We start from the raw sequence: 23,878 nt of genomic DNA, 5'->3' as shown, positions 1-23,878 counted from the left end.
GTCAATTTGGATGAACTTTGTATGATCTCTATTTAGTTTTTGCTCGGGAGAAGCATGTCGGGAGCCAATTCAGCAATCAGCCGTCGCCGTTTACTACAAGGCGCGGGCGCCATGTGGCTATTAAGCGTGAGCCAGGTCGGGCTGGCTGCCGTAAGCCAGGTCGTTGCGGTGCGTATCTGGCCTGCGTCCAGCTATACCCGCGTCACGGTAGAGTCGAATCGTCTGCTGAAATATAAACAATTTGCCTTAAGTAACCCGGACCGCGTGGTAGTAGATATTGAGGATGTGAATCTGAACTCGGTGCTTAAAGGCATTGGCGCGCAGATTCGCAGCGACGATCCGTATATCAAATCCGCAAGGGTAGGGCAGTTTGATCCTAAGACTGTGCGTATGGTCTTTGAGCTAAAACAAAACGTGAAGCCGCAGCTATTTGCGCTGGCGCCTGTGGCAGGCTTTAAAGAACGTCTGGTGATGGATCTTTATCCTGCCAATGCGCAGGATATGCAGGATCCGCTGCTGGCGCTGCTGGAAGACTACAATAAAGGCGATCTGGATAAACAGGTGCCGCCTTCGCAAAGCGGGCCGCAGCCCGGTAAAGCGGGGCGCGATCGTCCCATTGTCATTATGCTTGATCCGGGACACGGCGGCGAAGACCCCGGCGCGATAGGCAAATACAAAACGCGTGAAAAAGACGTGGTGCTCCAGATAGCCCGCCGCCTGCGCGCGTTGATCGAAAAAGAAGGCAACATGAAGGTCTATATGACGCGCAATGAAGACATCTTCATTCCGTTAAAAGTCCGGGTGGCGAAAGCGCAGAAACAGCGCGCCGACCTGTTTGTCTCTATTCATGCGGATGCCTTCACCAGCCGGCAGCCTAGCGGTTCATCCGTATTCGCGCTATCGACCAAAGGCGCCACCAGTACCGCGGCGAAATATCTGGCGCAAACGCAGAACGCCTCGGACTTAATTGGCGGCGTGAGCAAAAGCGGTGACCGTTATGTCGACCATACGATGTTCGATATGGTGCAATCGCTGACCATTGCCGATAGTTTGAAATTCGGTAAAGCGGTGTTGAAGCAGCTTGGTAAAGTTAATGACCTGCATAAAAACAAGGTCGAGCAGGCGGGGTTTGCGGTGTTAAAGGCGCCCGATATTCCGTCTATTCTGGTCGAGACGGCGTTTATCAGTAACATTGAAGAAGAACGCAAGCTCAAGACCGCGACGTTCCAGCAACAGGTCGCAGAGTCGATTCTGGCGGGCATTAAAGCGTATTTTGCCGATGGGGCGACGCTGGCGAGAAGAAGTTAACCTGAGATGACGGCGAGTTTATTGCGCGGGTAAGTAGGATGCTGCCCGCACTGTCGTTGCGGACCAGACGACAGATACAAAAAAACACCCGTAAGGGTGTTCATTAAGTTGGTTGCGGGGGCCGGATTTGAACCGACGACCTTCGGGTTATGAGCCCGACGAGCTACCAGGCTGCTCCACCCCGCGTCCGTCTAAACTTGCATTCTCATTGTAATTGGTTGCGGGGGCCGGATTTGAACCGACGACCTTCGGGTTATGAGCCCGACGAGCTACCAGGCTGCTCCACCCCGCGTCCGTGGATGCGGACTATACTCCGCTGAGCTTTTGTTGCAACCCTTTTTTCATATAAATCGCTAATTTCTCATGAATTGCGCAAATACACCGCAGATAGCATGATTTTTAAACGAATTTACATAATGAGATCGCGATCGCATTTCATTACTTCGGACGGTTTGTTATCTTCACCGGGCACTTTCGATTACGCAGAAGACGAGACACCATGAAAGGACGTTGGGCAAAATATGTGGCGACAGGCGTAATGCTGGCAATGCTGGCTGCCTGTTCATCAAAACCGACCGATCGCGGTCAGCAATATAAGGACGGGAAATTTACCCAGCCCTTCTCCCTGGTAAACCAGCCGGACGCAGTGGGCGCGCCGATTAATGCTGGAGACTTTGCCGAGCAGGTCAACCAGATCCGTTCCGCGTCGCCGCGTTTATACACCAATCAAAGCAACGTCTATAACGCTGTCCAGAACTGGTTACGTTCCGGAGGCGATACGCGCACTATGCGTCAGTTTGGTATCGATGCCTGGCAGATGGAAGGCACCGACAACTACGGTAACGTCCAGTTCACGGGCTACTATACGCCCGTCGTTCAGGCTCGCCATACGCGCCAGGGCGCGTTCCAGTATCCTATCTATAGTATGCCGCCAAAACGCGGACGCTTACCGTCCCGCGCTCAGATCTACGCAGGCGCGCTGAGCGATAAGTACATCCTGGCCTGGAGTAATTCGCTGATGGATAACTTTATTATGGATGTCCAGGGCAGCGGTTATATTGATTTCGGTGACGGTAGTCCGCTGAACTTCTTTAGTTATGCCGGTAAAAACGGCTGGCCTTATCGCAGTATTGGTAAAGTGCTTATCGATCGCGGTGAAGTGAAAAAAGAAGATATGTCGATGCAGGCTATACGCGAATGGGGAGAGAAGCACAGCGAAGCGGAAGTGCGTGAATTACTGGAGCAGAACCCGTCGTTCGTCTTCTTTAAGCCGCAATCTTTTGCGCCGGTCAAAGGCGCCAGCGCTGTACCGCTGATTGGGCGAGCATCCGTCGCCTCCGACCGCAGCATCATTCCGCCTGGCACGACCTTGTTGGCGGAAGTACCGTTGCTGGATAACAACGGTAAATTTAGCGGTCAGTATGAGCTACGTTTGATGGTCGCACTGGATGTCGGCGGAGCGATTAAAGGCCAGCACTTTGATATTTACCAGGGAATTGGCCCGGATGCCGGGCATCGTGCCGGATGGTATAATCACTATGGTCGCGTCTGGGTGTTAAAAAGCGCGCCGGGCGCCGGTAACGTGTTTAGCGGCTGATTGTGGTATTCTGCGACAACCGGATTGCCCGATAACGCGATCGCTATCGGGCCTGAAAATAGTGAGCAGGGGTGAGGAATAACCTCACCTTTTTTTATTCTGAGGTCATATGTCAGTGGTGATAAGTGATGCCTGGCGCCAACGCTTTGGCGGCACCGCGCGTCTGTACGGTGAAAAAGCGCTGCAGCGGTTTGCTGAGGCGCATATCTGCGTCGTGGGAATCGGCGGGGTGGGATCATGGGCGGCAGAGGCGCTGGCGCGTACGGGCATCGGCGCGATTACGCTGATTGATATGGACGATGTCTGCGTGACCAATACGAACCGTCAGATCCATGCGTTGCGTGATAACGTCGGGTTGGCGAAAGCGGAAGTGATGGCCGAACGGATTCGGCAAATTAACCCGGAGTGCCGGGTAACGGTTATCGATGATTTCATCACGCCGGATAATGTGGCGGGTTATATGAACGCGGGTTTTACCTATGTCATTGACGCCATTGACAGCGTTCGTCCAAAAGCCGCGCTGATTGCGTACTGTCGCCGATATAAGGTTCCTTTAGTGACCACAGGCGGCGCGGGCGGGCAGATCGATCCGACGCAAATCCAGGTCGCTGATTTGGCGAAAACTATCCAGGATCCGCTGGCGGCAAAACTGCGTGAGAGATTGAAACATAATTTTGGCGTAGTGAAGAACAGTAAAGGTAAACTGGGCGTGGACTGTGTTTTTTCCACCGAAGCGCTGGTTTACCCACAGGCGGACGGTTCCGTATGCGCGATGAAAGCTACCGCAGAAGGGCCAAAACGGATGGATTGCGCCTCTGGCTTCGGCGCGGCGACGATGGTGACGGCAACGTTCGGTTTTGTCGCCGTTTCCCATGCGCTGAAGAAGATCATGGCTAAAGCGGCGCGACAAGAATAAAAGGACGGGGCGGAGTGTCACGCAGACGCGTATCCGGCCCTGCGCCCTTCGTTAGCGAAAGAAGCGCTGTACCCTGCCGAACACCGGTTTCAGACGGGCGCGGAGATAATGGGAATATAAATTTTCAGATATGCATAGAAACAACCCGAACCATACTGCACAAAAGCAGAGCAGTTCCGCGTAATTAATGTGCTCGCCAAATATCATAATGGCAAGTAAGAACTGTAAAGACGGCTCTATATATTGCGCCAGTCCGGTGACAATCAACGAGGTGTGATTTAACGCGATGGCAAATAATACCAGTGGAATGATCGTCACTGGCGCCGTCATGACATACAAAAAGAAAGGAGTATTAGCGGATATAATTGGTCCAGTATCGCTAAAGAGAAAAATTAATAGTGAGACAGGCAATGCCCATAATGTTTCAATCGTTATCGATGTCATCACATCATAATGTATAAACTTTCGCGCCAGGCCATATAGCGCAAATGATAATCCCATGGTTAGCGCCAGCGCCGGGAAATGCCGTAGCATGATAATTTGAAAAGTCAGGCCGCAGACACCGGAAAAAACGGCGATGGCCTGAAACAACGACAGTTTTTCTTTAAGAAAAATGCATCCCAGCGCAATAACAAATAGCGGGTTGATAAAATAGCCGAGGCTGGCATCAAGCACCAGATGATGGGTTAGCGCATAAATAAAAGATGACCATGATACAATCATCAAAAGTCCGGCGATCATGCAGAAGAAAAAGGATTTTTTATCTTTCCAGACATCATGAAATCGCGTTCGCTGCCGAAATAAGAACCTTACTGCCAGTAATAATGGAATTGACCAGAATACCCGGTATATCAATATTTGTGCGAGGTTCCCCCCTGATAAATATTGATAGTATAAAGGTGTTAACCCCCATAATATAAATGCCAGCACCACAAACATGGTACCGTTACGCAGATATTTTTCCACTTATCCATATCCTGTTATAACTTCACCCGATGCGTATGAATTTTCCAGTTCTCCTGCTACGCTACATCGAGTGGCTTTATTTACTCTAAAATCTTCACGCCGTTTTAACATGGATTCTAACATTGTAATTTCATTGTGATAGCTGATAAAAATCAAAAGAATGTTTATCAGGGAAATCTGACGCCGAAACTAATAAAGTGACTGGATTATTTTATCTGCATCGCCTGACCGCCGCGGACGGCGCTGTCAGGCGACAGAATATTTACGCTATTTCAACCCTTATGCGTTGCGGCAACAATCGCTTCGCTCAGCGCGTTCAGCCCCTGACTGCGTGAGGCGCTAAGCTGGGCGCGTAAACCCAGCTCATCAAACAGCGCCAGCGGTGAACGAGCCTGTAATTCGGCGGCGTTTTTTCCTTCCACTGCGGTGAGCAATACCGCCAGCAGGCCGCGGACAATCCGCCCCTCACTGTCGCCGAAAAAGTGCATCGTTCCGTTATCTGACTGGGTAAAGCCCAGCCAGACGCGGTTCTCGCAGCCGGCTATCTCTTTCGCCTGCGCTTTGCATTCATCCGGCAGAGCGGGGAGCTGTTTTCCTAACAGAATCAACTGACGATATTTATCCTCCCACTGGGTCAGCGGGAGAAAGATAGCGCGTAACGTCTCTTCCGTTACCGTTGTGCCGAACGGGTGTCCGGTATAAAGAGGGTTTGTCATTAATCCACCAGCAGTTCCAGCGCGCGGTCAACGGCGTTAACCAACGCATCCACATCATGTTGGGTATTATACGGCGCAAAAGAGGCGCGCAGAGTCCCTGTGACGCCAAGTTCCGCCAGCAATGGCTGGGCGCAATGTTGCCCGGCCCGGAGCGCAATACCGTATTCCGCCAGCAGCGTCACCATATCGCCGTGGTGCACGCCGACAAAATCAAAGGCCAGCAGGCTGGAGTCCTGGCAGCGGAACGAACGAAAGCCCGGACGTTTCGCCAGTGCGTCTTCCGCCAGCGTCGCCAACCCCCGGCTCCAGTTTTCGGCCTGTTCAATATCGATATCGGACAGCCATTCCAGCGCAGCGCTCAGGCCGATGACCCCGGCGACGTTCGGCGTCCCCGCTTCCAGCTTCCAGGGAGCGCTTTGAGTGGTGAAGCCTTCAAAGCTAACGTCACGGATCATCTTGCCGCCGCCGAGCCAGGGCGACATCGCCTCAAGAAGCTCCGGCTTACCGTACAGCACGCCGATACCGGTCGGGCCATACAGTTTGTGAGCGGAAAAAGCATAAAAATCGATATCAAGCTGCTGGACATCCGCCGGGAAGTGTACCGCGCCTTGCGCGCCATCTACCATCACGACCATTCCCGCTGCGTGAGCGGTGCTGATAGCGCTTGCGAGATCCGGGCAGCCGCCCGTTACGTTCGACATTTGCCCCAGCGCCAGAATCCGGCTGCGCGACGTGATCAGTTCCGGCAGACGCTCAACATCAGGAAGACGTCGGTCATTAAGCGGCAGTTTTATGACCTGCGCGCCGGTTTGTTGCGCCACCATCAGCCAGGGCACAAGGTTGGCGTGATGCTCGGCGACGCTAACGATAATTTCATCGCCGGGGCGCAGACGAGGACGGGCGTAACACTGCGCCACCATGTTGATCGCTTCGGTGGTGCCGCGTGTCCAGACGATACTTTTTTCATCGGGCGCGTTTAACAGCCGCGCTGCTTTTGCTCTGGCCGCTTCATATTGCGCCGTCAGGCGCTGCGCCTGCGCAAACTGGCTACGATGAACGTTACCGGCGCTCAAACAATAAAACTGGTGCGTGGCGTCAATGACTGCCTGTGGCTTTAATGCCGTGGCGGCGCTATCGAGATAAACACCCGCATCGGCTAGCGCGGGAAACTGCGCGCGAAACTGCGTGGGATTAAAAGCGTTCATGATATTCCTCGGTTCAGTTTACCGATCGTGGCGTAAAAGCGCGGCTGATACAAGGTTTGTCCTAACCATCGGAATCGTCTGTATATCCTGGCGAATTATGTAAAGGAGGTTATGCTGAATAATGTTAGGCGAATGTTTAAGCCTGTTACGGAGTCCGCTTTAAATAGCACAAACAGCTTTAAGGAGAAGAAGATGAAAAAGACTGCCGCAATTATCTCTGCATGTATGCTGACTTTTGCCCTGAGCGCCTGTTCCGGTCCTAATTACGTTATGCACACCAATGATGGACGTAGCATTGTGACCGACGGTAAACCCCAGACCGATAACGATACCGGTATGATTTCGTATAAAGACGCTAATGGCAACAAACAGCAGATCAATCGTACTGACGTGAAAGAGATGGTGGCTCTGGAAAACTAACCGTTTGTTATACAAAAAAAAGCACCGCAATATGGCGGTGCTACATTAATCACTATGGACAGACAGGGTAAATGTACAGGAAGTGAAAAAGGGTAGTCTCGCTACCGTGGTCTGAATCGCAGACCAATTGCAAACACAACAACACAACATCACAACCGTAAGCCAAAAGCCCATCAGAACACGCATTCCGATAAAACTTTTCGTTCCGGCTCAGGAAGTGCCGCCACTATAGGTATTTGCTGGTAGAACCTCAACGGACAATTTATAATGTCTCAGATTAAAAAAACTAATAGGTTACATATTGTTACCTATTTGTTAAATTCATTCGACATTAAGTCCAGAGGCCATGTCAAAACGATTACCTCCTTTAAATGCGTTACGCGTTTTTGATGCTGCCGCGCGCCATTTGAGCTTTACGCGAGCAGCGGAAGAACTTTTTGTGACGCAGGCCGCAGTAAGCCACCAAATTAAGTCACTTGAGGATTTTTTGGGGCTAAAACTGTTCCGCCGCCGCAATCGTTCGCTGCTGCTGACGGAAGAAGGCCAAAGCTATTTTCTCGACATTAAAGAGATATTTTCCCAGCTCACGGAAGCAACGCGTAAGCTCCAGGCGCGCAGTGCCAAAGGGGCGCTGACGGTGAGTTTACCGCCCAGTTTTGCCATCCAATGGCTGGTGCCCAGGCTCTCCAGCTTTAACTCAGCTTATCCGGGAATTGACGTTCGGATACAAGCCGTTGACCGTCAGGAAGATAAACTGGCAGACGATGTCGATGTCGCGATTTTTTATGGCCGGGGAAACTGGCCGGGCTTGCGCGTCGAAAAATTATACGCAGAATATTTACTGCCCGTCTGTTCTCCTTTATTACTCACAGGCGAAAAACCGTTAAAAACGCCGGAAGATCTGGCGAAACACACGTTATTGCACGATGCCTCCCGGCGTGACTGGCAGGCCTATACTCGTCAGTTAGGGCTCAACCATATTAACGTTCAGCAAGGGCCGATATTTAGCCACAGCGCGATGGTGCTACAGGCCGCTATTCACGGACAGGGGATCGCGCTGGCGAATAATGTTATGGCGCAGTCGGAAATTGAAGCCGGGCGACTGGTGTGTCCATTTAACGATGTTCTGGTGAGTAAGAATGCTTTTTATCTGGTTTGTCATGACAGCCAGGCAGAACTGGGTAAAATAGCCGCCTTCCGTCAGTGGATTTTGGCGAAGGCGGCGACGGAGCAAGAAAAATTCCGTTTTCGTTACGAACAATAATTAACTTAGGGTATGACCATGACCAGCCGTTTTATGCTGATTGTCGCCGCTATCAGCGGTTTTATTTACGTTGCTCTGGGCGCGTTCGGGGCGCATGTTTTGAGTAAAACCCTGGGCGTGGTTGAAATGGGCTGGATTCAGACCGGCCTGCAATATCAGGCGTTCCATACGCTGGCGATCTTTGGCCTGGCGGTGGCGATGCAGCGCCGTATCAGCATCTGGTTTTACTGGAGCAGCGTTTTTCTGGCGCTGGGCACGGTGCTGTTTAGCGGCAGTCTGTACTGCCTTGCGCTTTCGCATCTGCGCCTGTGGGCGTATATCACGCCTGTCGGCGGCGTCAGTTTCCTGGTGGGCTGGGCGCTATTGCTGATTGGCGCCATTCGTATGAAACGTAAGGGCGCGAGCCATGAATAAAGTTGTATTGCTCTGCCGTCCGGGGTTTGAAAAAGAGTGCGCTGCAGAAATTACCGATAAAGCGGGAAAACGGGAAATATTTGGTTTTGCACGCGTAAAAGAGAACGCAGGCTATGTCATTTATGAATGCTACCAGCCGGAAGATGGCGAAAAGCTGATTTCAGAGCTGCCGTTCAGTTCGCTGATTTTCGCCCGCCAGTGGTTTGTGGTGGGTGAACTGCTGCAACATTTACCGCCGGAAGACAGAATTACGCCGATTGTCGGCATGTTGCAGGGCGTAGTGGAAAAGGGCGGCGAGCTGCGAGTTGAAATCGCCGACACCAATGAAAGTAAAGAATTGATGAAGTTCTGCCGCAAATTTACGGTGCCGCTGCGCGCGGCTTTGCGTGATGCGGGCGTATTGACGAATTATGAAACGCCGAAGCGTCCGGTCGTTCATGTCTTTTTTATCGCGCCAGGATGCTGCTATACCGGTTATTCGTTCGCGCATAACAATTCACCGTTTTATATGGGCATCCCGCGTTTGAAGTTTCCGTCTGATGCGCCGAGCCGCTCAACGCTGAAACTGGAAGAGGCGCTCCACGTTTTCATCCCGGAAGATGAGTGGGATGAACGTCTGGCGAACGGCATGTATGCGGTGGATTTGGGCGCCTGTCCCGGCGGATGGACGTACCAGTTAGTGAAGCGCAATATGTGGGTTTACTCCGTAGATAACGGCCCGATGGCGCAAAGCCTGATGGACACCGGACAGGTGACCTGGTTGCGTGAGGATGGCTTCAGGTACCGTCCGAACCGGAATAATATTTCATGGATGGTCTGCGATATGGTGGAGAAGCCGGCCAAAGTCACCGCGTTAATGGCGCAGTGGCTGGTGAACGGCTGGTGCCGGGAGACGATTTTTAACCTTAAACTGCCGATGAAAAAACGCTATGAAGAGGTATCGCATAACCTGGCGTATCTTCAGGCGCAGTTGGATGAGCATGGCGTTAATGCGCAGATCCAGGCGCGTCAGCTTTATCACGATCGCGAAGAAGTGACGGTACACGTGCGTCGGTTGTGGGCGGCTGTTGGCGGGCGTCGCGACGAGCGATAAAAACGCGCTGCCGTCATCCGGCGCGTCATCAGCGCCGGATGACGCACGCTTATCCGGCCTATGACTGCGGCGCATCTGAAACAATATGCGTCACGTCATCCAGATGGCCGATGCGCGCCTCTCCTGAACGATTAAATTTACTTTTATCAATCAATAATAAAGCCTGCGAGGCACGCCTGAGCAGGATAGATTTAAAATCGGCGTTGATCGCATTGGAGTCCCACAGATCGCCGCCGCCGTCGATCCCCTCACAGGAAAAGATGAACAGATCGATATCAAGCGATTTTAGCTGTGAGATAAGCGACGGATTAACATAACAGCCATATTTACGTTCAAGCTGGCCGCCGGAACTTATCAGCGTAATGCGTTCGCGTTTTCCCAGCTCCTGACAGATAGGATGGCTATTGGTAAAAACCTGAATGGGAATATCCGGCAACTGGCGGGCCAGATACCAGCAGGTTGAACTGGCATCCAGCGCAATCGTCATTCCTTCTTCTATCCACGCTAACGCTTCACGGGCAATATCGGCTTTGTGCGCATAATGGCTTTTCAGGCGGATATGGAATGGATCGCCGCTGTCCTGATTTTCACGATGAATATATTTAGCTCGTCCGTGATTACGCAGCACTTTTCCCTGCGTCTGTAGTTCACTGAGATCGCGGCGGATGGTCTCTTTACTGACGTTAAGCCGGGTGGCCAGCGCTTCGGTGGTCAGACTTTTATGATTGATCAGCAGATCGACTATCGCTTGTTGGCGTGCCGCTTTCATTTTTCTCACCCCATCATTCGATGAACGCCCGCGTCATGCGGGCGCACCGGCAAGAGATTACGGCGTTACCCCTTTTTTTAAAAGAATATTTCCGTACTTCGCGCACTCACCTGTGATAACGATCGCAAACGCTTTTTGCGCCCGCTCATAAAACGCATAACGGTCGATACGAACGATATCCGGGCACGGCGCTTCTAATGACAAAGCATCGCGATAGCGCGCTTCAACGCTGGGGTCGAGCGTGTCGCCTTCCACGGCGGCCATCATTACCAGCGGCGGGGCGTAGCTATCCAGCTCAAAGAGCGGAATAATTGCCCGCAGTAGATCGCTGACGCTAAGACCATCGGCGCGAATCACCTGTGGGCCCAGGCTATGCGCGGGAAAGTGAGCGTCGGAAAAAATGATTTCGTCCCCGTGGCCCATCTCGGCCAGCACTTTGAGCAGTGTCGGGGAAATTAACGGTGAAATGGTTTTTAGCATTTCATACTCCCTCAATAATTTCAGGTTCGGTTTGCGGCCAGAAATAGCGATACTGATAATTGACCTGCGCGCGCGCCTGTTCCGGGCTACTAAATTCGCCTACGCCGTACCAGCCAAACATGGCAGCGCCGGCCACGGTTGTTTCCGCGTCGTCCAGCACTTTGATAGGGATATCAAGCTGATTCGCTTTAATTTGATTCCACAAAGCGTTGCGACTGCCGCCGCCAACCAGTAACAGTTCTGTGGCGTTAAAATGACCGATTTTCTCCAGCGTGCGCAGATTACGCTGCAGTTGCGCCGTCAGGCCTTCCAGCGCGGCGCGATAGAAATGGCCGCGGGTGGTATTGAGCGTCACGCCCTGCCAGCCTGCATTTTGGCAGGCGAGCAGATCGCACTGCATCCGTACGCCTTCCGCGCCAGCGGAAATAGCGCGCGCTTCGTCGATCAGCGTTTGCCATGGTGTTTCCGGCGTCCACAGCAGTTTTCGTACCCATTCGAGTACACCGGAGGCCAGCCACTGCATTCCGGGGTTATAAAGCCCCGACTGACTGTCCAGTTCACAGGTCGAGCCCGGATACTGACTGAGCAGCGAGGTATCCACCTGACCGCTGCGTACCATCAGAATCTCCCATGTTCCGGAGGAGAGCACCGGTTCACCTTGCTGCGCGCCAGCGCCGAATAACGCGAACTGAGTATCGTGTCCGGCAGAGATCACCGGCACACCCGCCGGGAGACCGAGTAGCCTGGCCGCGTCTGTCTGTAGCGTGCCTATCTGGGCGCCTGCTTCCACGATACGCGGGAACAGGCGGCGCGCCAGGCCCGTCGCCTGCAGGATTTCCGGACTAAAGTCGCGCTGATGGATATCCAGTAGCTGGCTGGTGCCTGCCATAGTGATATCGGTTGTAAACTCGCCGGTCAGACGGTGGTTAATCAGCGACGAGATAAACAGCCAGCAGTGAGCTTGTTCCAGCAGGCGCGGATGATTCTCTTTAAGCCAGACCAGTTTATACAGCGTGTTAAAGCTGAACGCGCCGACGCCGGAGAGCGTCTGCAATTGCCGGGGCGAGATAAAGCGCTCAATCGTTTCCATCACGGCGGCGGTTCGCGGGCATTTCCAACTGATGACCGGGTAGAGCAGCTTACCCTGCGCATCGACCAGCGCGCCATCGACGCCGAACGTAGTCACCGTAATACCGCGAACAACACACTCCGACAGGGCGCTGGAGAGTGACCTGCAGCAGTCGGCGAAACGTTGCAGGATGGCGTCCAGCGACCACTGATGCCAGGCGCTATTTTCTGCGGCAATGTCGCTGGCGTTAGCGGTTGAGGCGCGGGCGACAATTTTCCCCTGGCGATCAACGGCGATCGCCCGAACGTTAGTCGCACCGCAGTCGAGAACCAGGATAACGTCTTGTTTCATAGATAACTCCATAAACGCCGCCCGATGGCGCTACGCTTATCCGGCCTACGGTTCACGCGCCCGTAGGCCCGGTAAGCCTGCGCCACCGGGCTAAGCCGCATTAACGTTTATACAGCGGGCCATAATTTTGGCAGGCGCGATAATCCTGGCCTTCGATATCCATACCGTGAGCCGCCCAGGCGGAAGGACGGTAGATCTTCGCCTCCTCCACGTTGTGCATACATACCGGGATACGCAGCATCGCGGCGAGAGTAATAAAGTCTGCCCCTACATGGCCGATGGTGAGTACGCCGTGGTTAGCGCCCCAGTTCGCCATCACCGAATAGACATCGGTAAACGGGCCTTTGCCGGTAAGACGCGGCGCAAACCAGGTGGTAGGCCAGGTAGAGTTGGTGCGGGCATCAAGCTGATCGTGCATCGCTTTCGGCAGTTCGACGCTCCAGCCCTCGGCGATTTGCAGTACTGGTCCCAGGCCTTTGATGATATTCACGCGGGTCATGGTGAATGGCACGCCGCCTTCGGTCAGAAAACGGGATGAGTAGCCGCCGCCGCGGAAGTATTCGTGAATCGCCGGGCACCATTCGGTGGCCGCCAGACACGCATCCGCCTCTTGTTGGCTGATTTCCCAGTGCGGTTTCATGGTCGGCTTGCCTTCGCTGTCGCGCTGTTTACAGGCACCGTCCAGAGCGGCAGAACCGGAATTAATCAGGTGAATAATGCCGTGTTCCGCCAGGCCGCTGAGCGCCTGGCCGGTGACGCGTTCTACGGCTTCCGGCGACCAGTAGGTTCGCACGTCGGCGAATATCTGCGCGGTACCAGTGAGTTGATGACCGAACAGCATCGCTACGCCGTTCAGACTGTCATTTTCGGTGGCGACGACAAACGGTTCGCGTACGCCGTTCCAGTCAAAAGAACTATTGAGCAGCGCTTCGGCGGTATCGCCGTTCGGGTATTGATCGGTCCAGTGGCGCTGGCCCTGGAAGCCGGCGGCAATGGCGTTGTAGCCCAGCGATTCTTCAACTAACCCTTTGTCCGCCAGCGTCTTGTTGCCCTGCATCATATCGCGAATACACATCGCCATCAGCAGGCTCTCTTTTAACACCGCGCGGTTCTGGGCTTCATTGCGCTTATACTGCGAGGCGTTCTGATCTTCGCCGTAGCGGAAGTTTTTATCCGCCCACGCCAGCGCCATCTCCAGTTCGGCCTCATCATAAATTTTTTGATCGATACGGCGGCGCAGTTCGGTCATATCTACCGCTTGCACCTTCATGCCCAGCCAGGATTCAAAGAAGTTATGATCGACAATGGAACCCGCGATCCCCATCGACACGCCGCCGACGGAGAGGTAGCTTTTGCCTTTCATGCTTGCTACCGCTAACCCTGCCCGCGCAAAACGCAGCAGTTTTTCTTCGACGTCGGCAGGAATGGAGGTATCGTCGGCATCCTGCACGTCATGGCCATAAATGGAGAACGCTGGAATGCCTTTCTGGCTGTGCGCCGCAAGCGCCGCGGCAAGGTAAACCGCCCCAGGACGCTCTGTGCCGTTAAAGCCCCAGATGGCTTTTGGACGCATCGGGTCCATATCAATGGTTTCGCTGCCATAGCACCAGCACGGCGTAACGGTAATGGTCACGCCCACGTTCTGGCTACTGAATTTTTCTTCACAGGCGGCGGATTCTGCCATTCCGGCAATACAGGTATCCGCAATGACGCACTCCACTTGTGCCCCACAGGCGTGGCGCATTTTCTCGGTGATGAGCGCCGCCGTCGCTTTCGCCATGTTCATGGTTTGCTCTTCGAGCGACTCGCGTACGCCCATACGACGTCCATCAATCACCGGGCGGATACCGATTTTCGGTAAGCTGATTTTTTTCATGACAGATTCCTCACGTTATTCGGATAAATGTTCAGTTTGTCGCCGCTTGTGAACGGAAACGGGCAAAAATGAAGATGACGGCAAAGCACAATGCCGGAACCAGTTCGGCGGTCGGGATTTTGCCTGCGGCGTCGCTAACGAAGCCCATTACTGGCGTGACAATACCGCCGCCAATAATGGTCATGACGATAAAAGACGAGCCGTACTTAGTGTCCTGTCCCAGATTTTTGATACCCAACGAGAAGATGGTCGGGTACTGGATTGACATAAATGCGCTACACAACGTCAGCGCCAGCAGGCCGATATGTCCGCCGCTAAAGGCGGAAATCAGACACAGGAGCATGGCAAACAGGGCGTAGGCGGCCAGCACTTTATGCGGCGCGAAGCGGCTGATAAGCCAGGTCCCGGTGAAACGGCCGATAAAGAAGCACACCATCGTGCCGGTCAGGTAGTTGGCGGCGAAACCGGGCGTCATTCCAGGAATCTCCTCAATGGCGTAGCGGATCAGATAGCTCCAGCAGGCGGTTTGCGCCCCCACGTAGCAGAACTGCGCCAGCACCGCCCAGCGCCAGTGGCGAATACGGATGAGTCGGGAGAGAGAAGATAAGAAAGAGCTTTGTTTAGCATCGCTATGATCGTCACTTTGCAGGGCCGGAAATTTGGTCAGCATAATCAGCAGCGCAACTACTAATACGATGGCGACGATAATCATGTATGGCGTTTGTACCGATAACACCAGGCTGTGTTTATAGGCGCTAAGCTGATCCGGCGTCATTTTATCAAGCGCTTCTTGTGATTGATGCGGCACGTTAGACAAAATAAGGCTTTGCCCAAACACAACGGCGATAATAGCGCCAAAGGAGTTAAAAGTTTGCGCCAGATTAAGCCGGAAATGTCCGCCGCTTTCTGGACCTAATACCGTAACAAAAGGATTGGCCGCAGTTTCAAGGCAGCCTAAACCGGCGGCGATGATAAACAGGCCAATTAAAAATAATGTGTAATTCATTATCTCGGCGGCAGGCCAGAATAATGCGGCGCCAACAGCATACAAAAAAAGCCCGGTGATAATCCCTGCTTTATAACTGAGCTTTTTCATCAAAATCCCAGCGGGAATTGGAATGACGAAATAACCGAAATAAAAGGCTGACTGAATAAGTCCGGCCTGGAAGTTAGTTAGCGTAAAAGCTTGTTGAAACTGCGGTAATAAAATGTCATTCAGATTATTGGCGACGGCCCACAGAAAAAATAGCGAGCAAAGTAAGGCGAATGGAATAATGTAGCGCTTGCTTTTGCTTTGCTCTGCATCCACAGCACGAAAACTCTGTGTTTGTATTGTTGTGTTTCCCATAGCATCCTCATCGGTTCAGAAGCTTTTGCGTGCGGTCGGTTCTGGTCACCAGACCGTAAAATTAGGTGAGTTCGCTTTTCTTACCGGTAATAAATTGGCGTCCGGAATGAACTCATGGAGTCATTTTCAAATAAAAAAGGCCTTTTAATATGATGGCGGTCACATTTATACCTGAGAGCAGAGCGTTCTGTGATTATCATCACTTTAATTTTCATAAAAAATGACCGTTTGAGATGTTTAATTTAAAAAACCACAGACTGAATGCCCGAATTAAATTATTGCCACGAAAACGGGCAGTAGTAACTTATTCTTCATCTTTGCCCGTTTTAAAAAATATTATTAAGAGCGGGCATTTATCGGCGAGAGAAACGGTAGTCGTCTGGTTTATCGTGGCGAATTAATTGATGTGAATCACAAAATATCGTTATTTAAATTCCCTTCTCTTTATTCAGTATGATGATAGTTGCTAACTATTCGATTATTTCAACAGGACAGCAGCGCGATGCGAAAGGCGGTTTTGTTGTCTCATTTTGAATCACAGAGAGAGGTAAATAATGGAACGAAATAGACTGGCGCGGCAGATTATTGATACCTGTCTGGAAATGACGCGGTTAGGGTTAAATCAGGGGACGGCAGGTAACGTGAGCGTACGTTATCAGGGCGGATTGCTGATTACGCCGACGGGGATCCCCTACGAGAAGCTGACAGAGTCGCACATTGTCTTTATTGATGCTGACGGTCAGCATGAGCAGGGCAAGCTGCCTTCCAGCGAGTGGCGTTTTCATATGGCGGCATACCAGACGCGCCCTGACGCCAATGCCGTGGTACATAACCACGCTGTCCATTGTACGGCAGTCTCGATCCTGAATCGCCCGATTCCGGCGATTCACTACATGATTGCCGCCGCAGGAGGAAACTCTATTCCCTGCGCGCCCTACGCCACTTTTGGCACCCGCGAACTTTCTGACCATGTTGCCGTGGCGCTTAAAAATCGTAAAGCGACGCTGTTACAGCATCACGGGCTTATCGCTTGTGAAGAAAATTTAGACAAAGCGTTGTGGCTGGCGCATGAAGTGGAAGTGCTGGCGCAGCTCTATTTAAGTACGCTGGCCATTGTCGATCCGGTACCGGTACTGGATGACGAGGCGATCGCTATCGTACTGGAGAAATTTAAAACTTACGGATTACGTATTGAAGAGTGATGTCAGGAGACAGGCGATGGCGAACAGAATGATTCTGAATGAAACGGCATGGTTTGGCCGGGGAGCGGTGGACGCATTAACCGATGAGGTGACGCGCCGCGGTTATCATAAAGCGCTGATTGTTACCGATAAAACGCTGGTGCAATGCGGTGTGGTCGATAAAGTGACAAGCAGAATGGATGCCGCAGGGCTGGCGTGGGAGATCTATGCTGGCGTGATCCCTAATCCTACGATTTCCGTTGTCCAGGAAGGGCTTAAGGTCTTTACCCAAAGCGGCGCGGACTATCTCATCGCCATTGGCGGCGGTTCTCCGCAGGATACCTGCAAAGCGATCGGTATTATCAGTAACAATCCGGAATTTGCCGATGTGCGCAGTCTGGAAGGGCTATCGCCGACCCGTAAACCCAGCGTGCCGATTATGGCGATCCCGACAACGGCGGGAACCGCGGCGGAAGTCACTATCAATTATGTGATTACCGATGAAGAGAAACGGCGCAAATTCGTTTGTGTCGATCCGCATGATATTCCGCAGGCGGCATTTATCGATGCCGATATGATGGACGGTATGCCGCCCGCGCTGAAAGCGGCAACGGGCGTGGATGCGCTAACCCATGCTATTGAAGGCTATATTACCCGGGCCGCATGGGCGCTGACGGATGCATTACATATCAAAGCCATTGAGATTATTGCTGGCGCGCTGCGCGGCGCCGTGGCCGGAGAAAAAGAGGCCGGTGAGGCGATGGCGCTGGGGCAATATGTTGCCGGGATGGGGTTTTCCAATGTGGGGCTGGGGCTGGTGCATGGGATGGCGCATCCGCTGGGCGCGTTTTACAACACGCCGCATGGCGTCGCGAATGCTATTTTGCTTCCGCATGTGATGCGTTTTAATGCCGGGTCTACCAACGAGAAATTCCGTGATATCGCCCGGGCGATGGGGGTGAAGGTAGAAGGATTGAGTCTTGAAGAGGCACGTAATGCCGCAGTGGAAGCCGTATTTACGCTAAATCGCGATGTGGGAATTCCGCTGCATTTGCGTGATGTCGGCGTTCGAAAAGAGGATATCCCGGCGCTGGCGCAGGCGGCGTTCGATGATGTCTGTACGGGCGGCAATCCGCGTGAAGCGAGTCTGGCGGACATTGTCGAACTGTATCATATCGCCTGGTAATTTTGCCGGATGGCGCTGCGCTTATCCGCTCTACATTTCGTGCAGTCCTGTAGGCAGGATAAGGCGTTCACGCCGCCATCCGGCAACAAAACTACCGCGCCAGCCGTAGCTGCTGTAAGTTTCCGTCGATATGTAAATCGGTTTGCAGACGTGCAATATCGCGGCAAAGAAATGCCATTTCTTTATGCGTCTCAAGCTTTTTGCGCCACTTTTCCGGCACCTCGTCCAGATGGGCGTAAATTCCCTCCAGATTTTGAAACTGAATCAACAGCTGGGTCGCGCTTTTGGGGCCGATACCGGCAACGCCGGGGACTTTCGAACTGCTGATTCCTGCCAGACCCCAGTAATCCGGCAACTGCCGGGGAAGTACGCCAAACTCTTTTTCAATAAACGGCGCGTCCAGCCAGCGTTTCTGGAAGTAGTCGCGAATGCGCAATCCCGGAGAGAGCAACTGGCAATAGCCTTTATCGGTTGACACAATGGTTGCCTGGTGTCCGGCTTCGGTAACTTTTAGCGCCAGCGTCGCCGCCAGATCGTCCGCTTCGTTACCGTCTGATGCCCAACAGCGTATGCCGCGCTGTTCAAATGCGGCGCGTAGGGCGGGCATTTCATTATGTAAATCGTCAGGCATCGGCGGACGTCCTGCTTTGTAGTCCGGTAAACGCTGATGACGCCAGCCGCTGCTGCGCGCGTCGTCATCAAATACCGCTACGGCATGGGTTGGCTGGCTGTGGATAATCAATTGATCGAGCGCGTGTTGGCAGGTTTCCACACAGGGCGATCCCTGAACGGCGTGAATACGGCGAATCAAATTGAGCGCGTCGACGATAAGCAGATGAGCAGCCACGGTGTTCTCCCTTACAAACCTGCGCGTAGGGTAACATTCACGGCGGGGGGAGGCGAGCATTGCGAAATAGCGCTATCCGTAGGCCTGATAAGCGAAGCGACATCAGGCAACAAAGCCGGATGGCGGCGAGCGCCTTATCCGGCCTACAGATCCTAAAATGTGCTGAGAATTAATCGCAGGTAACGATCTTCATCGCCAGGCCGCCGCGCGAAGTTTCGCGGTACTTAGCGTTCATGTCTTTACCGGTTTCGTACATGGTCTCAATCACTTTATCGAGGCATACACGCGGTTCGCTGGTACGGCGCAGCGCCATACGCGCGGCGTTGACCGCTTTGACTGAAGCAATCGCGTTACGCTCAATGCAGGGAACCTGTACCTGACCGGCAACCGGATCGCAAGTTAACCCCAGATTATGCTCCATGGCGATTTCTGCGGCGATACACACCTGCGCCGGACTACCGCCCAGCAGCTCGGCCAGACCCGCTGCCGCCATGGAACAGGCCACGCCGACCTCTCCCTGACAACCCACTTCGGCGCCGGAAATAGAGGCGTTCATCTTATACAGCGAGCCAATCGCGCTGGCGACCAGCATATAGCGAGCAAGTGAGTTAGCATTTACTTCGCGGATAAACTTGTCATAGTACGCCAGCACCGCCGGCACAATACCACATGCGCCGTTAGTCGGCGCAGTGACTACTCGTCCGCCTGCGGCATTCTCTTCGTTCACCGCCAGCGCGAACATATTGATCCAGTCGACGACCGCCATCGGATCGGTGGTGGTCTTATCCTGACTGACCAGCACCCGACGCAGCGCCGCCGCGCGACGCGGAACGCGCAGTTTGCCCGGCAATACGCCCTCGGTGGTGATACCGCGCTCAATACCGCTGCGCATTACCTCCCAGACCCTGGCGAAGTGCTGCTCCAGCGCTTCTTTACTGTGCAGAGCCAGTTCGTTTTGCATCATCAGACCGGAGAGCGACAAACCCGTCTCCTGGCAGTGGCGCTGTAAATCCGCGGCGGTTTTGTAAGGGTACGGTACGTTAACGGGTTCGCTATTCGTCAAACCAAAGTGCTCTTCATCGACGATAAAGCCGCCGCCGATGGAGTAGTAGGTTTGGCTGTAGAGCACCTTATCGCCCGCCAGCGCGGTAATACGCATCCCGTTCTCATGCAGAGACAGGTTGTCGGCGTGGAAATTCATGCACTTATCGACCGGAAATTCGACTTCATGCTGCCCATTAGCCAGTAGTAAACGCCCATGGGTGTTCACATCCTGGATAAAGGACGGAATGGCGTCGATATCGACGGTGTCCGGCAGATTCCCCGCCAGGCCCATAATAATGGCGATATCAGTGTGGTGGCCTTTACCCGTCAATGACAGAGAGCCGTAGACATCCACCACGACGCGGGTGACATCTGTAAGGATATGGCGGGCAATCAGATCGTCCGTGAACTGCTTGCCTGCTTTCATTGGTCCGACGGTGTGAGAACTGGAAGGGCCAATGCCGATTTTAAAAATATCGAATACGCTAATCATAGGGCATCCATTGCGGTTGTATCATAGAGAAGCGCCGCGGTAAGCGGCGCTAAAGGACTTAGCTGAACAGTGAGTAGAAAATAGCGGAGATGGCAATCAGGCCCATAATCACAACGAATACGTTGCTGATATGACCGCTGTACTTACGCATTGCCGGTACTTTCTGGATGGCATACATCGGCATCAGGAACAGAATCATCGCGATGATCGGGCCGCCCAGGGTTTCAATCATGCCCAGGATGCTGGGGTTCAGCGTCGCCACAATCCAGGTGGTGACCAGCATGAACAGCGCGGTAATTTTATTCAGTTTGTTGATTTCGATGGATTTACCTTTACCACGCAGCGATTTAATCACCATCCCGTTAAAGCCTTCACGCGCGCCCAGGTAGTGGCCGAGGAAGGATTTGGTGATAGCAATCATCGCAATGATCGGCGCCATCCAGGCGATGATCGGCGCGTTAAAATGGTTCGCCAGGTAAGACAGAATAGAGATGTTCTGCTCTTTTGCCGCTGCCAGATCTGCCGGCGTCAGGCTCAGCACGCAGCTGAAGACGAAGAACATCACGGTCAGCACCATCATGATGTGGGCGAAGGCCAGAATTTTAGAACATTTCTTCTCTGCGCCTTCACCGTACTCTTCACGCTTCGCAACCGCGAAGGAGGAGATGATCGGGGAGTGGTTGAAAGAGAAAACCATCACCGGAATCGCCAGCCACAGCGTCATCCACAGACCGTTACCGGTAGACGCGGCGGAATCAAAGGACAGAGTTTCCAGCGCCGCGCCGTTCCACTGCGGGATCAGGTACAAGGCCAGCAGCATCAGCGCAGCGACGAACGGGAATACTAGGATACTCATCGCCTTAACGATCATTTGCTCGCCGAAGCGCACGATGGTCATCATGCCAACAATCAGGATCAGGGAAAGAATCGCCCGCGGCGGCGGATTAATCGCTAACTGGTGGGTCAGGAAGCTTTCCACGGTATTAGTAATCGCCACGCTGTAAACCAGCAGGATGGGGTAAATCGCGAAGAAGTAGAGCAGGGTAATCAGTTTACCTGCGCCGATACCGAAGTGTTCCTCAACGACTTCAGTGATGTCTTCACCCGGGTTTTTACCGGACAGCACGAAGCGTGTTAAGCCACGGTGTGCGAAAAAGGTCATCGGGAAAGCGAGAATCGCCATGATGATGAGCGGAATCATGCCGCCGACGCCTGCGTTGATCGGCAGGAACAGAACGCCCGCGCCGATAGCCGTGCCGTAAAGGCCCAGCATCCACATGGTATCCGTTTTGCGCCATGCGCTTCGAGAGTCAATCGAAGCAATAGTGCTGGTCTGAGTGGTTTCCATCTATTTCTCCTGGAGGATGCTAAAAATCAGGTTGCTGGTCTAATCCAATGAAAAAAGACCTGATCGTAAAATGAAATCTGCTTAGGGACGCTTTTTATATAATTTTTCGCCGTAATAATTTTCGGGCGGAAAGATACATTTAAGTGATGAATCTATCAGTGATCCCGATCTCAAATGCAATAATCCGCTTCTTACATGGATAAATTTGGACCATTAATCTATTAAAAAAACGTCATAACGAATTTCCGGGCGCGAAGGCTACCATTAACGATATAAGGCCGGAAAGATTGGGGCGCAAGATACGGAGGTTTGACTATAAAAATCAAGGTTTTTAGTGGATTCTTGCGAAGAATGAGAGTTTGAACCGATAAATCACGGTAAGATGAGTCAGGTAAACGTTTGCCTGGCAATCTATTTATGGTGAATTATAAATGGTGTTTATAAAACAATGCGGGCTATGCCTCTGATGATCATCATAAAAAATGAAGGCATACGTGAATCGCCATACCGCAATGAAAGGAATGGGAGAAGCGCCCGGCTGCTGGCGGCAACCGGGCATAAGCGTTAAGCGCAGATCTCGTAACAGGGGATGTAGGCGGAACCCGGCAATTTCATACGATGCTGCGCGACGAATCCCTGCAGCAGATCGTCCATGCGACGCATCATCTCTCGATCGCCGTGGATTTTATACGGACCATTAGCTTCAATGGCGCGTATCCCGACCTCCTTCACGTTCCCCGCGACAATACCGGAGAAGGCGCGCCGCAGATCCGCCGCCAGAATCTCAACCGGCTGATCCGGGTACAGTTTCAGGTTGGCCATATTCTCATGCGACGGCTCAAACGGCACCTGCAGATCCGGTGCAATACGCATCGACCAGTTAAAACTATAGGCGTCGCCAGTATCGCGGCGATTCTCTTTCACTTGCGGCATCGCTTTCTTCATCAGCCGCGCTACCTCCGCCGCATCGTCAATGATGATGCGGTAATGACGGCGGGCCGCTTCGCCCAGCGTATGGGTAATAAACTCATCCAGCACGCGGAAGTAATCGGCGCTCTCTTTTGGTCCGGTCAGGATCAGCGGCAGCACCTGATTTTTATTGGCTGGATTCATCAGAATCCCCAGCAAATAAAGCAGCTCTTCCGCCGTACCCACGCCGCCCGGGAAGATGATGATACCGTGTGCGATACGGACGAACGCTTCCAGGCGTTTTTCGATATCCGGCATGATGATCAGTTCGTTCACCAGCGGGTTAGGCGGTTCAGCCGCAATAATGGAAGGTTCAGTCATGCCGATAAAGCGGCTGTCTTTATAGCGCTGCTGTGCGTGACCGACCGCCGCGCCCTTCATGGGGGCTTCCATCGCCCCAGGGCCGCAGCCGGTGCAGATGTTCAGCTCGCGTAATCCCAACTGCGTGCCGACGCGACGGGCATACAGGTACTCGTTTTCGTTAATTGAGTGGCCGCCCCAGCATACCACCATGTTTGGCGCTTCGCCGATGTGCAGCGCCCGGGCGTTGCGCAAAATGGAGAACACCAGATTGGTGATATGTGTTGAGCTTTCAAGATCCAGATGCTGGAAACGGCCGGCATTATGGATCTGCCCATTCACAAAGAGAATGTCGCGCAGCACCGCGAACAGGTTAGCCTGTAGCGCACGAATAATCCGCCCGTCAACAAAGGCGTCTTCAGGCGGATTAATCAATTCCAGTTTCACGCCGCGCTCGCGGCGCAGTACGTTAATATCGAAATTTTCAAAGCGGGACAGCAGCTCTTTGCTGTTGTCGGTCAGGCTGCCGGAGTTAAGAACGGCAAGTGAACAGTTACGAAACAGTTGATACAGGTCGCTACTGGCCGTGCGTTTCAGCATGTCCACTTCCAGTTGCGACAACATATCCATTGAGCCAAGCGGGCTAATATGTGTAATCAAGTAAACTCCTTATGGGACGCAACACGCCATTCCCTGTTGATTACAATAGCCCTGGCTG

The 23,878-nt window shown here is 53.0% G+C and carries 21 protein-coding genes and 2 tRNA genes; 9 read left to right on the top strand and 14 right to left on the bottom strand.

Annotation, left to right across the window (positions count from 1 at the left end; genetic code table 11):
• Positions 1-54: 54 nt before the first annotated feature.
• Positions 55-1,308 carry an N-acetylmuramoyl-L-alanine amidase AmiC gene (gene amiC, locus N7E69_RS04040; protein ID WP_000011921.1) on the top strand — a complete coding sequence of 418 codons (1,254 nt, stop codon included), beginning with the start codon at positions 55-57 and terminating at the stop codon, positions 1,306-1,308.
• A gap of 109 nt (positions 1,309-1,417) precedes the next feature.
• Here the strand turns inward: amiC and N7E69_RS04035 are convergent.
• A tRNA-Met gene (locus tag N7E69_RS04035) sits at positions 1,418-1,494 on the bottom strand.
• A 29-nt stretch (positions 1,495-1,523) separates the two neighbouring features.
• Positions 1,524-1,600: transfer RNA gene (locus N7E69_RS04030), tRNA-Met, on the bottom strand.
• Positions 1,601-1,807: 207 nt separating this feature from the next.
• Between N7E69_RS04030 and mltA the strand changes: the two genes are divergently transcribed.
• Positions 1,808-2,905 (top strand): murein transglycosylase A, encoded by a 1,098-nt coding sequence (mltA, locus tag N7E69_RS04025; RefSeq protein ID WP_000678626.1) that lies wholly within the window; start codon positions 1,808-1,810, stop codon positions 2,903-2,905.
• A gap of 109 nt (positions 2,906-3,014) precedes the next feature.
• Positions 3,015-3,821 carry a tRNA cyclic N6-threonylcarbamoyladenosine(37) synthase TcdA gene (gene tcdA / locus N7E69_RS04020; protein WP_000117748.1) on the top strand — a complete coding sequence of 269 codons (807 nt, stop codon included), beginning with the start codon at positions 3,015-3,017 and terminating at the stop codon, positions 3,819-3,821.
• A gap of 51 nt (positions 3,822-3,872) precedes the next feature.
• Here tcdA and rarD read toward each other — a convergent pair whose 3' ends face one another.
• The 3 genes from rarD to csdA form a co-directional block, all read right to left on the bottom strand.
• Positions 3,873-4,760, bottom strand: coding sequence for an EamA family transporter RarD (rarD, locus tag N7E69_RS04015; RefSeq protein ID WP_001752699.1), 888 nt, complete (start codon positions 4,758-4,760; stop codon positions 3,873-3,875).
• Between the two features lie 299 nt (positions 4,761-5,059).
• Positions 5,060-5,503, bottom strand: coding sequence for a cysteine desulfurase sulfur acceptor subunit CsdE (gene csdE, locus N7E69_RS04010; RefSeq protein WP_000184195.1), 444 nt, complete (start codon positions 5,501-5,503; stop codon positions 5,060-5,062).
• Positions 5,503-6,708, bottom strand: coding sequence for a cysteine desulfurase CsdA (csdA, locus tag N7E69_RS04005; RefSeq protein ID WP_000991056.1), 1,206 nt, complete (start codon positions 6,706-6,708; stop codon positions 5,503-5,505). The genes csdE and csdA overlap by 1 nt, the downstream gene beginning before the upstream one ends.
• A 192-nt stretch (positions 6,709-6,900) precedes the next feature.
• Here csdA and N7E69_RS04000 point away from each other — a divergent pair, with 192 nt between their 5' ends.
• The 4 genes from N7E69_RS04000 (at position 6,901) to rlmM (ending at position 9,899) form a co-directional block, all read left to right on the top strand.
• Entirely contained in the window at positions 6,901-7,128 is a 228-nt protein-coding gene (locus N7E69_RS04000) for a YgdI/YgdR family lipoprotein (protein ID WP_000750393.1), read from the top strand.
• Between the two features lie 346 nt (positions 7,129-7,474).
• Positions 7,475-8,392, top strand: coding sequence for a glycine cleavage system transcriptional regulator GcvA (gcvA, locus tag N7E69_RS03995; RefSeq protein ID WP_000044409.1), 918 nt, complete (start codon positions 7,475-7,477; stop codon positions 8,390-8,392).
• Between the two features lie 18 nt (positions 8,393-8,410).
• Complete coding sequence (locus N7E69_RS03990) at positions 8,411-8,806, top strand: DUF423 domain-containing protein (RefSeq protein WP_000203913.1); 396 nt, start codon at positions 8,411-8,413, stop codon at positions 8,804-8,806.
• Positions 8,799-9,899 (top strand): 23S rRNA (cytidine(2498)-2'-O)-methyltransferase RlmM, encoded by a 1,101-nt coding sequence (gene rlmM, locus N7E69_RS03985; RefSeq protein ID WP_001045489.1) that lies wholly within the window; start codon positions 8,799-8,801, stop codon positions 9,897-9,899. The genes N7E69_RS03990 and rlmM overlap by 8 nt, the downstream gene beginning before the upstream one ends.
• A gap of 58 nt (positions 9,900-9,957) precedes the next feature.
• Here rlmM and fucR read toward each other — a convergent pair whose 3' ends face one another.
• From fucR to fucP, 5 genes are all read right to left on the bottom strand, one after another.
• On the bottom strand, positions 9,958-10,668 hold the full coding sequence (fucR, locus tag N7E69_RS03980) for an L-fucose operon activator (protein ID WP_000642332.1): 711 nt from the start codon (positions 10,666-10,668) through the stop codon (positions 9,958-9,960).
• A gap of 57 nt (positions 10,669-10,725) precedes the next feature.
• Positions 10,726-11,148, bottom strand: coding sequence for an L-fucose mutarotase (gene fucU, locus N7E69_RS03975; protein ID WP_000920848.1), 423 nt, complete (start codon positions 11,146-11,148; stop codon positions 10,726-10,728).
• A 1-nt stretch (position 11,149) separates the two neighbouring features.
• Entirely contained in the window at positions 11,150-12,568 is a 1,419-nt protein-coding gene (gene fucK, locus N7E69_RS03970) for an L-fuculokinase (RefSeq protein ID WP_000806786.1), read from the bottom strand.
• 100 nt (positions 12,569-12,668) lie between these two features.
• A complete protein-coding gene (fucI, locus tag N7E69_RS03965) occupies positions 12,669-14,444 on the bottom strand; it encodes an L-fucose isomerase (RefSeq protein WP_000724134.1) in 1,776 nt (591 codons plus the stop codon).
• 31 nt (positions 14,445-14,475) lie between these two features.
• The gene (fucP, locus tag N7E69_RS03960; protein WP_000528622.1) at positions 14,476-15,792 is read right to left on the bottom strand and encodes an L-fucose:H+ symporter permease; all 1,317 of its coding nucleotides are present in this window, start codon (positions 15,790-15,792) and stop codon (positions 14,476-14,478) included.
• Between the two features lie 554 nt (positions 15,793-16,346).
• Between fucP and fucA the strand changes: the two genes are divergently transcribed.
• Together fucA and fucO are read left to right on the top strand one after the other, a co-directional pair.
• Positions 16,347-16,994 carry an L-fuculose-phosphate aldolase gene (fucA, locus tag N7E69_RS03955; protein ID WP_000440819.1) on the top strand — a complete coding sequence of 216 codons (648 nt, stop codon included), beginning with the start codon at positions 16,347-16,349 and terminating at the stop codon, positions 16,992-16,994.
• Between the two features lie 16 nt (positions 16,995-17,010).
• Positions 17,011-18,159 carry a lactaldehyde reductase gene (fucO, locus tag N7E69_RS03950; RefSeq protein ID WP_000013564.1) on the top strand — a complete coding sequence of 383 codons (1,149 nt, stop codon included), beginning with the start codon at positions 17,011-17,013 and terminating at the stop codon, positions 18,157-18,159.
• Positions 18,160-18,250: 91 nt separating this feature from the next.
• Here fucO and xni read toward each other — a convergent pair whose 3' ends face one another.
• The 4 genes from xni to ppnN form a co-directional block, all read right to left on the bottom strand.
• A complete protein-coding gene (xni, locus tag N7E69_RS03945; protein WP_001574919.1) occupies positions 18,251-19,006 on the bottom strand; it encodes a flap endonuclease Xni in 756 nt (251 codons plus the stop codon).
• Positions 19,007-19,175: 169 nt separating this feature from the next.
• On the bottom strand, positions 19,176-20,543 hold the full coding sequence (gene sdaB / locus N7E69_RS03940; protein ID WP_000626384.1) for an L-serine ammonia-lyase II: 1,368 nt from the start codon (positions 20,541-20,543) through the stop codon (positions 19,176-19,178).
• Positions 20,544-20,601: 58 nt separating this feature from the next.
• The gene (gene sdaC / locus N7E69_RS03935; RefSeq protein WP_000450462.1) at positions 20,602-21,891 is read right to left on the bottom strand and encodes an HAAAP family serine/threonine permease SdaC; all 1,290 of its coding nucleotides are present in this window, start codon (positions 21,889-21,891) and stop codon (positions 20,602-20,604) included.
• Positions 21,892-22,455: 564 nt separating this feature from the next.
• Entirely contained in the window at positions 22,456-23,820 is a 1,365-nt protein-coding gene (ppnN, locus tag N7E69_RS03930) for a nucleotide 5'-monophosphate nucleosidase PpnN (RefSeq protein WP_000627972.1), read from the bottom strand.
• Between the last annotated feature and the right edge of the window lie 58 nt (positions 23,821-23,878).

It is taken from the genome of Salmonella sp. 3C (genome assembly GCF_025426275.1).
Classification (GTDB): Bacteria; Pseudomonadota; Gammaproteobacteria; order Enterobacterales; family Enterobacteriaceae; genus Salmonella; species Salmonella enterica.
Note: the sequence above shows the minus strand (reverse complement) of the source record. Positions and strands in the feature narration are given on the sequence as shown.